Below are 13,161 nucleotides of genomic sequence, written 5' to 3'. Positions count from 1 at the left end.
TTTTTATCTATATGTTTAGTTCTGTAAACAACTCTCTAATTCCATCACTGGATGGTCTCGGGGCATCTGGATTTACAATATTTCCTTCAGTATCTATTAATATGAATCTTGGAATACCATTTATTTTATAGTCCTGAATAAAATCGTCCTGCCAACCATTTGGTGATAATAATTGAATACCACCCAATTTTTTTTCAGAAATCATTTTTTTCCAACCTTCCTTTGCTAAAGCAGCCGCAGCTTCTTGTGTTTCGGCTCTGTAACCTCGCCCATCATCCACTGATAAGCTAACAAAATGAATGTTTTTACCGTGATAATCCTTTTCTAATTCTTTTAATGAGGGTATTTCTACCTTACAAGGACCGCACCAAGTAGCCCATACATCCACATACACATATTTACCTTTTAAATCAGATAAGGAGGTTGTACCACCTTTATAGTTTATATAATTTTCAAAAGTTGGTGAGAGAGAGCCTTTTGGCAGTGCCGATTTTAAAGTGATTCCTTGAGCCAAATATCTTTTGTAAGACTCGAGCATAGGTTTCAAATTGTTTTTTAGCGTATTGGTTATGGATGTGTCTACTTGACTATTTGAATTATAAAACTCTGTAAGTTTTAAATTAATCATATTCAGCTCATTTTCTAGACCATCCATACTTAGATTTCCCAATTTATCAAGATCAAGAAGCTTTTCTTGAATTAGTGAATTTTTGGCTAGAAAATTACTGTGCTCAGCACCAATACCTTCATAGGTAATGGATTCATGAAATTTCTTTGTATCTAGAGTTAAATTTAAATCGAAACCATTTTTAAGGTAAACTGGAGACCCTTCTGTACCATCATAAAAACTATGTACCCCAGTTTCAACCTTTAATGTGTCTTTAAAGGTGCCATCTTCATTTAACTGGATAGTTTTTGAATAGCCACGGGTAATTACAACAACAGAGTCGCTGTTTTTATTTATTATTTTTCCAGATAAAGTAACATAATCTTTAGGTTCTTCTTTACAGGCTAAAACAGAAAATAGTAAAGAAATTAAAAGTAGTTTTTTCATATTATGGGTTTATTTTTTTCAAAAATAAAAATATGTAAGCGCTATATTGATAAGTTTTTGTTAAATCTATTTTTAGAGTTTATAGGTTAACATATTATAGTCAACAATTTTATCAATAATATCTAATGCAAACAACTCTTTTTGAGTATTCATAATTGTTTTTTTATCAATTAAGGATTGTGACCATTCGGTGATGCTTAACCATTCCTGAACATCTTCAAGTTTTTGTTTGTAACGGTTAGAAATAGTTTTGTCAATACTTGGAATGTCTTTAAACTCTGATGTTGTGTTATTAATGATTTCCAAAATAGTTTTTAAATCCTCTGTGTTTCCTTCAATAAAGTCTTCCCTTGCTGCAATTACAAAACAAGGCCATGGCGAAGGGCAATTACCTATTCTTCTAAAAGTTCCATCATCTACCAAAGGTTTTGTAGTAAATTTTTCCCACAAGAAATAGTCAGAACTACCATCCGTTAGAGATTTTACAGCACCTTCTAAATCTTTAACTACTTCAAAATTTAAATCGTTTTTTATATCCCAATGATGGTTTTCGGCGTTAATAAATGCCATTAAATGAGAACCAGAACCATATCTGCTAATGGCTGCTTTTGTTCCTTTTATATCGTCAATTGTTTTATAGGAGGAGTTTTTAGCGACATGGATGCCCCAAACTAAAGGAGTTTCTACAAAAGTTTGAACAATTTTGCATGGATTGCCATCAATAATATCTTTTATAATACCTTCAGTTAGTATAACAGCTAAATCGATGTCTTTATTTCGCAGTGCTTTACACATAGCACCCGTTCCACCAGGATAATCATGCCACCTTAAATTGATATTATTTTCTTTATATGCTCCATCTTTTAGCGTTAAATACCAAGCCAAATTAAAATGTTCTGGAACACCGCCAATGTTAATTTTCTTCATTAAATCAATCTATTTGTTCTATAATTTTATTGAGTGTATAACCAATCAGGCGCTCAATGACTTTCGATGGGTTTTTGCTAAAAGTTCCTAAAGCCCTATTAGCGATGATGGCATTTAATGATAATGCTTGGTGCCCTAAGAGTTTTGAAAGTCCATAAATAGCGGATGTTTCCATTTCAAGATTGGTTATCCGCATGCCTTTAAAATTAAAAGCATCCATTTTTGAGTTTAAACCTGGGTCCTGAATGGGTAATCTTAAAACTCGCCCTTGTGGTCCATAAAATCCACCAGCGGTAGCCGTTAAACCTTTATGGGTTTCGTTACTTTCAAAAGCTTCTAGTAATTTCTCTCCTGCTTTGATTATTATGGGTTTCGCCTTATTTTGATGCCAATTAGTTTGTGAAATAAAGGCGTTTTCTATTTCAGGATTGGAAATAATATCCGTTATATATGAGTGAAGCATCCCGTTTATATCGAGTCCATATTCACTCATAACAATTGAATCAACAGGAATATCTTTTTGTAGTGAACCCGATGTGCCTACCCTAATAATATCAAGACTAGTCTGGTTTTTTTTTGGAAGTCTTGTTTTTAAATCAATATTAAAAAGCGCATCCAATTCGTTCAGGACAATATCTATATTATCTGGTCCAATACCTGTGGAAATTACACTAATTCGTTTTCCCTTATAAAATCCAGTTTGAGTTTTGAACTCTCTTTTTTGAATGGTAAACTCAATACTGTCAAAGTATTTTGTTACTTTTTCAACACGATCCTGATCTCCCACAAAAATAATAGTTCTTGAAACTTGTTCAGGCTTTAAATTCAAATGGTAAACGCTCCCGTCTGGGTTTAATATGAGTTCCGATTCCTTACATGGCATTTGAAACAGATTTTATGAGTTTGTTTTCAGTATTACTGAATTGAAAATCCATTTTTTTTACACCACCAAACGTCATTTTATCATTAATTTCTGAAGAAAAATTATGATGTCCCAACAAAGCTTCATGACCTTTTCTGTTTAAAGTTAATCCAACTTCTGAAAGGGTATAGAACATGTGTAAATTATCAATAATTCTTGACAATTGTAAATCGCCATAACCATAAAATCCTTGATAGTTTAAAGCATATCCCAATAAGTGGTTTTTGGAAGTTATTTGATGTTTTTCAATAATCTTAAGAATGTTTCTTTCCAAAATATTCAATCCGTCATGCAACTCAGGAAAGCGTTCTAAATGCGCTTTTAAACAATTGGTCAAATATTTAAATGATGATGGCTTTAAAATAAACGGCTTAAGTAAGTTATGGTCTATACCGCAGTAAATACCCCAGACCGTGGTTGCTAAACTGATATCATCGTGATTGAGCAACACTTTGTTTTTATAATGTTCCAATAGTTCTTTTGAAGATAATTCCCCTAAACCTTTTAAATTTTTACTGCCTTCTATTCTACCACTACATACCAAATATATAGGTAAGTCTATTTTTCTCTGTTGAATCAAGCTGATAACAGCTACCATATTGATATGGCAAAATAAATCATACTCAAACCACAACACAATTTCAGAATAATCATTAACATTATTTAGTTTGTTCAATTCTGAGGTGATTTGTTCTAAATCTAAGTCAACATCATAAAACTCATCAAAAAAAGCTTGTCTTAAACTTATAAATTGTTCTGTATAAACCATTTCAATAGTTGGGCCTTCGCAAAGCATTTCCTGCCATGTTAGCTTTTCTCCCTCAACGTTTAGTTCGTTGAGAAAATCGGATAATATACTGCCATTTGTAATATGTAGAGGTTGTTTGTCCATAATTTATCCACCCACGCGTTTTACTTTAAACCCTTTGTTTTTTAGTATATTCATGATTTTGTCACGATAATCTCCCTGAATAATAATTTTATCATCTTTAAAACTCCCACCAACACTTAAAGTGGTTTTTATTTCTTTGGCTAGCATTTTAAAATCTTCGGTAGCGCCTGTATAACCCTCGAGAATGGTTATAGGCTTACCTTTTCGTTTTTCGTATTTACAAATAATGGGGTCGTCTTGCATCCAAATATCGAGAGATTCTTCAATATCTGGTTCCTTTTCTTCATTTACATGGTCGGGAAATAGATTTTTTAATTGGTCATGTAAATCCATGATGTTACTTTTTGATAAGACCAAGTTCAATTAATCGTTCATTTAAAAATTCACCTGCCGTAATATCTTCAAATGCTTTTGGATTGCTTTCATCAATACAGCCTTCCAAAACATCTAATTTCATACTACTTACAGGGTGCATAAAAAACGGAATTGAATAGCGTGAGGTTCCCCATAGTTCTTTTGGTGGGTTAATCACGCGGTGTATGGTAGATTTCAATTTATTATTAGTGTGTCTTGATAGCATATCACCAACATTAATCATCAATTCGTCAGGTTCAGCAATAGCATCTATCCACTCGCCTTTATGGTTTTGAACTTGCAAACCTCTACCTTGAGCACCCATAAGCAGTGTTATCAAATTAATATCACCGTGAGCTGCAGCTCTCACAGCTTCTTTGGGCTCCTCCGTGATAGGTGGGTAGTGTATGGGGCGTAAAATTGAATTCCCGTTGTGAATATATTCATCAAAATAGGTTTCTTCCAAACCTAAATGTAATGCCAATGCCCGTAAAACATATTTGGCTGTTTTTTCAAGCATTTTATAGGTGTCTTTTCCAACTTTATTAAATTCTGGTAGTTCTTCAACCAGCACATTATCTGGATATTCAACTTTTAACTTTTCATCATCTTCAACATACTGTCCAAAATGCCAAAATTCTTTTAAATCGCCTTCTTTTTTACCCTTGGCACTTTCTTTTCCAAAAGACACATACCCACGTTGGCCACCAATTCCAGGAATTTCATATTTCTGCTTGGTTTCCAATGGCAAATTGAAAAAGTTCTTTACTTCTTCGTAAAGTTTTTTTACTAAATCATCATTTAAAAAATGTCCCTTAAGTGCCACAAAACCTATCTCTTCATAGGCTTTTCCAATAGCGTCAACAAATTTTTGTTTTTTAATAGGGTCATTAGATATGAAGTCTTTTAAATTAACACTAGGTATAGTATTCATGAGTGGGTATTTATAAATAAAGCTATCACAAAGGTACAAAAACATTGTAAAGTTTCAGGTATAAGTTTATGATTGATATACCCTTTTTATGGTATATTTGAAAGGGTAATTATTACGTAATTTTAACGCTTAACAACATGATAAGGCATGGTTTATAACATTGAAAATCTGGATCATACAGTTTTGTTGGAATTGTACAAAAACATGTTAAAACCCAGATTAATAGAGGAGAAGATGCTTGTTTTATTGCGACAAGGAAAAATTAGCAAATGGTTTTCAGGGATAGGGCAAGAGGCTATTTCAGTTGGAATTACTATGGCTTTGAATTCTGATGAATATATTTTACCCATGCATCGAAATCTAGGTGTTTTTACAACAAGAAATATTCCCTTCTATAGATTGTTTGCACAATGGCAAGGAAAAGCCTCGGGATTTACAAAAGGCCGGGATAGGTCCTTTCATTTCGGTACACAACAATACAAAATTATAGGAATGATATCGCATTTAGGGCCGCAGTTGGGAGTTGCTGATGGTATAGCCTTAGCTTCCAAACTAAAAAACAAAAACCAAGTGACTGCTGTTTTTACAGGTGAAGGAGGTACCAGCGAAGGTGATTTTCATGAGGCCTTAAACGTGGCTTCCGTATGGCAATTGCCTGTTTTATTTTGTATTGAAAACAACGGTTATGGCTTATCAACCCCAACAAATGAGCAATATTCCTGCAAAGATTTAGCAGAACGTGGTATTGGTTACGGCATGGAATCGCACATTATTGATGGCAACAATATAGTGGAAGTTTATACTAAAGTAAATGAGATTGCCGAAAGTGTACGCCAAAACCCGAGACCTGTTTTGTTGGAATTTAAGACTTTTAGAATGCGAGGCCACGAAGAGGCGAGTGGGACAAAATACGTACCCCAAGAACTTATGAATGAATGGGCTAAAAAAGATCCTATTCAGAATTTCCAAGAGTTTTTAAAAAACGAAAATATTCTAAAAGGAGAAGTAGAGGTTAAAATCAGTGAAGATATTACCCATGAAATAAATGAACATTTGGAGGTTGCTTTTAATGAAGAAGCTATTTTACCAAATGAAACCTTAGAGTTAAATGATGTATTTCAAAAATTTGAATATCAAGAATTTAAAAATAATAAAGAAGAAAAAAAAATTCGGTTCATAGATGCTATTTCAGAAAGTTTAAAACAAAGTATGGAGCGATACAACGACCTCGTTATTATGGGGCAAGATATTGCTGAATATGGTGGTGCTTTTAAGATAACCGAGGGTTTTGTTGAGCAATTTGGGAAAGATAGAGTACGTAATACACCCATTTGCGAATCGTCAATTATTGAAACGGCCATGGGTTTATCTATCGCAGGAATAAAAAGTATTGTCGAAATGCAGTTTGCAGATTTTATAACCTCAGGCTTTAATCCTGTGGTCAATTATTTAGCAAAATCGTACTACAGATGGAACCAGAATGCCGATGTAGTCATACGTATGCCTTGTGGTGGTGGTGTAGCTGCAGGACCATTCCACTCTCAAACAAACGAAGCGTGGTTTACAAAAACACCAGGATTAAAAGTGGTTTATCCTGCGTTTCCCTATGATGCTAAAGGCCTTTTAAATACTGCTATAAATGACCCAAACCCAGTATTGTTTTTTGAGCACAAAGGACTTTACAGAAGCATTCGTCAAGAAGTGCCCGTGGATTATTACACACTTCCTTACGGCAAAGCATCGGTTCTAAGAACTGGAAATGATGTAACCATTATTAGTTATGGTTCAGCCATACATTGGGCTTTGGAAACCTTGAATAATAACCCTGATATTTCAGCAGATCTTGTAGATTTAAGAACGCTTCAACCTTTAGATACCCAAACCATATATGATTCAGTTAAAAAAACTGGCAAAGCTATCATCGTGCAGGAAGACTCTTTGTTTGGTGGGATTGCAAGTGATATTTCAGCACTCATAATGGAACATTGCTTTGAGTTTTTGGATGCGCCTGTTAAACGCGTGGCAAGTTTAGAAACGCCTATCCCATTTGCTAAACAGTTGGAGGAACAATATTTGGCAAAAAACAAGTTTGAAACCGAATTAAAAACGCTTTTGGCTTACTAATTCCAAAATTCATATATTTAAAAGAATTAAAATGATGTATTTTGAGGTTGTTTCTACTTATTGCTTTTCTATTGCTTTTTAATTGTAAAAATGATAGAGATATTGTTGAACGTAGCTACTCATGGAACTCCATGAAAGTAACAGCTACAGCCTATAATTCGCTTTCTTATCAAACCGATTCCAGTCCCCTTATTACCGCATTTGGTGATAGTTTGAAACCGGGGCTAAAATACATTGCTGTTTCCAATGATTTATTACGAAAAGGTTTAAAACACAATATCCCTGTCAAGATTGAAGGGCTTGAAGGAATCTATTGGGTTAAAGATAAAATGCACCCACGCTGGAAAAATAAAATAGATATCTATATGGGAACCGATGTTAAAGCTGCCAAATTATGGGGCAGAAAAAAGGTTTGCATCGACTATGGAATACCCATTAAAGACTAGACTTATTTTGTTTCAGCCTCAGAAAGTATAAACGGATAGGCTTCCTGAACTTGTTTTAATTCTTCCTTTGTTAATTCATCGGAAGGCTTTTTAAAAACATTTAAACTATAACTTTTCCTTAATTCGTAATAAGCTTTTGTAATTTCATTTTGAACGGTAACATACTGCCTGTAGGTAGTTAATGGCCCGTTTTGCAATGAGACCACAGCTTTTTTTGGATTGTCAGATGCTTCTGAACTTTTATTTCCAGTGCAATAACCACACGTATCATCCCCATTATTGTCTAAAAAGTCTTTTGTTAAATCCTTTAAATTTTCAATAAGTACGATGTCCTCATTTACCATAACTTCATCATTATTATTAATTATAATACGAAGTATATTGCGATCAGCGATGGTGGCACCACAATCTCCATTTAGGCAATCTTTGGGCAATATTCTGCTAATGCCTTCCTCTGATGAAATGGTTGCTGTTACAAGAAAGAAAATGAGTAATAAAAACGCAATGTCTGCCATAGACCCTGCGTTTACTTCGGGTACTAGTTTTGAATGCCTCATGATTTAAGTTTAAATGTTAATACTAACTTAAATCACAAAAACAATACCAGAAACTAAAATTTTAAATTAGTGTGCGTATCTTTTAGATCCTTTCCAAAGCCCATTATTAGAGGTATGAAAATCGATGACACGATTGTTAGTGAATAAATTTTCTTGTGTTAAATTATTTAACCGTCTTGATATGTTATTAATTGAGTTCATTTGTTGATTTGATGAAAGTTAAGTTTAAAAAGACGCTACTTATCTGTAGCGTCTTTTGTTATTCCATTCGTTACTTTTAGTACCGCTTAATGTTCCTGATAATTGATTGTTGTTTAAGGTTCTCATAATGTTTGTTTTTTGATTGATTTTAATTAATGAAATAAGGTCTAAAAAACGTTGTTTATCTGTAACGTCTTTTACTGTTCCACTCGCTACTTTTACTTCCGCTAAATGTTCCTGTTAATTCATTGCTGTTTAAAGTTCTCATGATTTGTTGTTTTTTGATTAATGATTATTATTTAATTGATTTATACTAGATAGACGACCAAAAATTAATTTTGTTACAGTACTATGCATAACAAAGTAATAAATTAACATATTTTAACTATTTTTAGTAGGATAGTGGTAAGGAAATTATTGGACCAAGGACAAAAATTATTTTTAGGAATGATTATTGTTAAACGAATATTAAATATGAATGAGGGTTACTTGTATTTTCAAATAATAATAATAGCTTTGAAATATCATAACAACCATGATTTTAGATAAAAAATATAAAAGTTTAATGAAGTATTATATTTTATTGATGTTCATGATGTGCCTTTCATTGTCTGCTAATGCGCAAATAGACAATAAAAGGAAGTCTATAGTTATACCTGCGGTTGAAAGCAAAAAAGATTCTGCTGATATTTCACCTTTAACGCCATCAAAACCCATAGAAAACAAAAACTTTGGTTTGAATACTCCCCGAGTATCTCCAAATTTGGAGTTCCCTAAAAAAGAATTTTCTATGTTTCCAGAGGAACAGTTTGGAAACCCCGGAGAGCTTTATGAAAAGCGAATAAATAAAAACATTGAGAATTTAAAATTATCTCCTGAAGAAGTAGAACAACGAAATGGGAGTACTACCGACCAGTTTTTAGGCGATTTTAAAAGTAAAGCTAAATTTGTGAATGTTATTTACCGAGACCATGGCTATGTTGATGGAGACTTAATACAAGTTAGGATTAATGACGACATTATATACCCCAGAGTGTTTTTAAATGGAGGTTATAGTGGCTTTAAACTGGATTTAAAACCTGGATTCAACAAAATAGATTTTGTAGCCTTAAACCAAGGAGATTCTGGACCCAATACCGCAGAATTCAAAGTGATTGATGATAATGGCTTTATTGTATCACACAATCAATGGAATTTAGCCACTGGTGTGAAAGCAACCATTATTGTGGTGAAGGAATAACTTTGTCACATTATTTTTTCATTTTATGAAGTTCACCTTAAATTTATTTTTACTTATAGTATTTAGTTTTGGCGTATTTTCCCAATCATTAGATATCGATGATGGTGAATGGAGTTTAATTGATTTAAACATTGGTTCTGAAAGCAATCTGCAACTTATTTCAGATTTTGGACGAACAATCAAAGCATCTTTTTCCTATCAAAGTCAAAATATAAAAAGTTTTAGTACTGCCGTCTGTGATACTGCTTCAGGTGAAATTATCATAGATTCTGACAGTTCAACAATTACTTTTTCCACTATTAATGTAACATTGGGTGGTTGTAAAGAAGAAATGGAACCATACTTTTCATTAATTCCAAAATATAATAATTTTTATAATTATTATTCATTTGGTAGCACCTTCACTTATCAAGTATTAGATGAAACATCAAGTCAGCCAAAAACGTTAATTATTACTAATAATCTTGGATATTATGCTACATATTTTTTAAATTCTTTATCAGCAAAAAATCCAACTAATAAGTTAGAATTAATTATTTATCCTAACCCAGTAAAAAACGAAATACTTATATTATCATTTTTCAATTTAGCTAAGTCTAAAATTAAAATTTTTGATATTAATGGCAAGTTGTATAGTTCTAATTACGAATTACAAAATAACAATTCAATAGACGTTGAAAAACTCTCTCAGGGAATTTATTTTATTTCAATTGAAAATGAATTTGGTATTAAAATCATAAAAAAGTTTATAAAAATTTAAGCAATAATCTTTTCTATTTCAGTTAATTCCTCTTTAGAAAAACTCAAATTATTTAATGCCTCTACATTGTCTTTTAATTGATTGGCTGAACTGGCACCAACCAAAACAGAGGCCACTTGTTTTTGTCTCAAAATCCAAGCAATCGCCATTTGCTGTAGTTTCTGCCCTCGCGCTTTGGCTATTTCATTTAGTTTTTGAATTTTAACTAGGTTACTTTTAACCGTATCGGTATCTAAATACGTTAAGGTTTTGGCTGCTCTTGAGTTTTCAGGGATGCCACTAATATATTTATCGGTAAGCATACCTTGTGCTAATGGTGAGAAGGCAATACAACCCACACCAATTTGTTCTAAAGTATCTAAAAGCCCATCTTCAATCCATCTATCAAACATGGAATATCTGGCTTGATGTAAAATAAATGGCACATTTAAACGCTTTAAAATAACTGCTGCCTCTTGGGTTTCTTTAGGAGCATAATTTGAGATGCCAACATACAAAGCTTTTCCTTGTCGCACTATATCAGCCAATGCCCCCATGGTTTCTTCAAGAGGGGTGTGTGGGTCTGGTCTATGATGATAAAAAATATCTACATAATCCAGTCCCATGCGTTTTAAACTCTGGTCCAAACTAGCAATTAAATACTTTCTGGAGCCCCAGTTGCCATAAGGCCCAGGCCACATGTCAAAACCTGCTTTGGAAGCTATAAATAATTCATCTCTGTATGACTTAAAGTCATTCTTGAAAATGGTTCCAAAATTCTCTTCCGCAGAACCATAAGGTGGGCCATAATTATTTGCCAAATCAAAATGAGTAATTCCTAAATCAAAAGCAGTTCTTAAAATCTCTCTTCCATTTTGAATATTATCTACAAACCCAAAGTTATGCCACAACCCCAAAGAAATGGCTGGTAGCAATGCGCCACTATTTCCTGATCTTCTAAAGGTCATGGATTGGTATCTTGTTGAATTCGCCAGATAACTCTTCACCTCCGATTTGTCATTAATTTGCATAGTTGTGAATTTTCATAATGTAAATGTATTAATTAATGCCCTAAATCATAAGCAAAAAAAATATTAAAAAGGTTCCTTTAGATATTACAATATAATTTTCATTAAAATGATGCTAGATAAACCCTTTAAAGATGTTATTTTTGCACGTCAGTAAATTGCAAATATGTCCGTTTCAAGAACAGAATTAGAAGATAGAAAAGAAGGTAAAAATTTATACAGCTACCAAAAAGGGGCTATCAATAAAATTTTTAAGGCCTTTGAAGAGTCTCCTGATGACTACCATTTGTTATACCAATTACCAACTGGCGGTGGTAAAACGGTTATATTTTCTGAGATTGTTAGGCAATATTTGAAACATCACCAAAAAAAGGTTTTGGTGATGACGCACCGAATTGAATTATGTAAACAGACCTCAAACATGCTTACCGAATTTGGTGTGGTTAACAAAGTGATTGATAGTAAGGCCGATTTGAGTGACCAAGGCAATTATTCATGCTTTGTTGCTATGGTTGAAACCTTAAACAACCGTTTAAATGACGATAAGCTTGACATTTCAGATATTGGTTTGGTTATTATAGATGAAGCCCATTACAATTCTTTTACAAAGCTTTTCAAATTTTTTAGCCAGTCATTCATACTGGGTGTAACAGCCACCCCTTTAAGTTCGAGTATTGAGTTACCAATGACCGATAATTATGATGAATTAATTGTTGGTGAAAGTATAGAATCACTTATTGAAAATGGATTTTTGGCGCGTGCTGAAATGTTTACTTATAACGTGGGTTTAACCTCTTTGGTGGTAGGAGCAAACGGTGATTATACCGTTAAATCTTCAGAAGACTTGTATACTGATAACGATATGTTAACGAAGCTTCTACAAGCTTATGAGGAACGTTCAAAAGGTAAAAAAACTTTAATTTTTAACAATGGTATCAATACTTCATTACATGTGTATGATACCTTTCGAAGAGCTGGTTATCCTATTGCGCATTTAGACAATACCAACACAAAAAAGGAACGTGCATTAATATTAAAATGGTTCAAAAAAACACCAGATGCCATTTTAACTTCGGTAAGTATTTTAACCACAGGTTTTGATGAACCCACCGTAGAAAGCATCATTTTAAATAGAGCTACTAAATCTCTAACGCTTTACTACCAAATGATTGGTCGTGGTTCCCGTATATTGAAAAACAAAAAAACCTTTACAGTAGTAGATTTAGGTAATAATTTCCACCGATTTGGACCATGGGGTGATGATTTGGATTGGCAACGCATCTTTAAATCACCTAATTATTATTTAGATTCTATTTTAAGTGATGAGGATTTAGAAAGCAACTTTAGATATGAAATGCCCGATGAATTACGTGCTGAATTTGCAAAATCCAAAAACGTTTATTTTGATATTCAAAAAACCTATGTGGATTCCATTAGAAATGGCGAGTCTTCAAAGGTAGTTTTAGAACGATCTATAGAACACCACGCAAAAATTTGTATCGAAAACAGTGAAGATGTTTATGATGCCCTAGCTTTGGCAAAAATGTTGGGCGATGACATCGATTTTAGGATACAACGTTATACGAAATGCATAAGTAAAAGTACGTTCAATTTTGTAGAATGGCTAAAAGGTGATTACAGGAAAAAATTAAATGCCTATTTAAGAGCAAATTTTGATACCGTTTTTGAAGAAATCCATGGTTATGCACCAGAAGACTGATTCTACTAAGTATTTTACTGCCA

Annotated in this window: 13 protein-coding genes; 5 read left to right on the top strand and 8 right to left on the bottom strand. The window is 33.1% G+C overall.

Annotation, left to right across the window (positions count from 1 at the left end; all coding sequences use genetic code 11):
* Positions 1-7: 7 nt before the first annotated feature.
* From ABD963_RS07125 to ABD963_RS07100, 6 genes are all read right to left on the bottom strand, one after another.
* Positions 8-1,054, bottom strand: coding sequence for a TlpA family protein disulfide reductase (locus ABD963_RS07125; RefSeq protein ID WP_345276267.1), 1,047 nt, complete (start codon positions 1,052-1,054; stop codon positions 8-10).
* A gap of 72 nt (positions 1,055-1,126) precedes the next feature.
* Positions 1,127-1,981, bottom strand: coding sequence for a substrate-binding domain-containing protein (locus tag ABD963_RS07120; protein ID WP_345276266.1), 855 nt, complete (start codon positions 1,979-1,981; stop codon positions 1,127-1,129).
* A 4-nt stretch (positions 1,982-1,985) separates the two neighbouring features.
* Complete coding sequence (locus ABD963_RS07115) at positions 1,986-2,864, bottom strand: nucleoside phosphorylase (RefSeq protein WP_345276265.1); 879 nt, start codon at positions 2,862-2,864, stop codon at positions 1,986-1,988.
* Entirely contained in the window at positions 2,854-3,795 is a 942-nt protein-coding gene (locus tag ABD963_RS07110; protein WP_345276264.1) for a DUF1835 domain-containing protein, read from the bottom strand. Before ABD963_RS07110 ends, ABD963_RS07115 begins: the two co-directional genes overlap by 11 nt.
* Positions 3,796-3,798: 3 nt before the next feature.
* Complete coding sequence (locus tag ABD963_RS07105; protein WP_345276263.1) at positions 3,799-4,128, bottom strand: translation initiation factor; 330 nt, start codon at positions 4,126-4,128, stop codon at positions 3,799-3,801.
* A gap of 4 nt (positions 4,129-4,132) precedes the next feature.
* Positions 4,133-5,083, bottom strand: coding sequence for an isopenicillin N synthase family dioxygenase (locus tag ABD963_RS07100; protein ID WP_345276262.1), 951 nt, complete (start codon positions 5,081-5,083; stop codon positions 4,133-4,135).
* 147 nt (positions 5,084-5,230) lie between these two features.
* Between ABD963_RS07100 and ABD963_RS07095 the strand changes: the two genes are divergently transcribed.
* Positions 5,231-7,207, top strand: coding sequence for an alpha-ketoacid dehydrogenase subunit alpha/beta (locus ABD963_RS07095; protein ID WP_345276261.1), 1,977 nt, complete (start codon positions 5,231-5,233; stop codon positions 7,205-7,207).
* A gap of 131 nt (positions 7,208-7,338) precedes the next feature.
* Complete coding sequence (locus ABD963_RS07090) at positions 7,339-7,653, top strand: 3D domain-containing protein (RefSeq protein ID WP_345276725.1); 315 nt, start codon at positions 7,339-7,341, stop codon at positions 7,651-7,653.
* 2 nt (positions 7,654-7,655) lie between these two features.
* Here the strand turns inward: ABD963_RS07090 and ABD963_RS07085 are convergent, their stop codons facing one another.
* Positions 7,656-8,210, bottom strand: a complete 555-nt coding sequence (locus ABD963_RS07085; RefSeq protein WP_345276260.1) for an ExbD/TolR family protein — start codon at positions 8,208-8,210, stop codon at positions 7,656-7,658.
* Positions 8,211-8,976: 766 nt separating this feature from the next.
* Between ABD963_RS07085 and ABD963_RS07080 the strand changes: the two genes are divergently transcribed.
* Entirely contained in the window at positions 8,977-9,651 is a 675-nt protein-coding gene (locus tag ABD963_RS07080) for a hypothetical protein (RefSeq protein WP_345276259.1), read from the top strand.
* 25 nt (positions 9,652-9,676) lie between these two features.
* On the top strand, positions 9,677-10,411 hold the full coding sequence (locus ABD963_RS07075) for a T9SS type A sorting domain-containing protein (protein WP_345276258.1): 735 nt from the start codon (positions 9,677-9,679) through the stop codon (positions 10,409-10,411).
* Here the strand turns inward: ABD963_RS07075 and mgrA are convergent.
* The gene (mgrA, locus tag ABD963_RS07070; RefSeq protein WP_345276257.1) at positions 10,408-11,421 is read right to left on the bottom strand and encodes an L-glyceraldehyde 3-phosphate reductase; all 1,014 of its coding nucleotides are present in this window, start codon (positions 11,419-11,421) and stop codon (positions 10,408-10,410) included. The two genes, ABD963_RS07075 and mgrA, sit on opposite strands and share 4 nt — an antisense overlap.
* A 163-nt stretch (positions 11,422-11,584) precedes the next feature.
* Here mgrA and ABD963_RS07065 point away from each other — a divergent pair, with 163 nt between their 5' ends.
* Entirely contained in the window at positions 11,585-13,138 is a 1,554-nt protein-coding gene (locus ABD963_RS07065; RefSeq protein ID WP_345276256.1) for a DEAD/DEAH box helicase, read from the top strand.
* Positions 13,139-13,161: the final 23 nt, after the last annotated feature.

Origin of the sequence: Litoribaculum gwangyangense (assembly GCF_039543505.1) — a bacterium.
Lineage (GTDB): Bacteria > Bacteroidota > Bacteroidia > Flavobacteriales > Flavobacteriaceae > Litoribaculum > Litoribaculum gwangyangense.
Note: the sequence above shows the minus strand (reverse complement) of the source record. Positions and strands in the feature narration are given on the sequence as shown.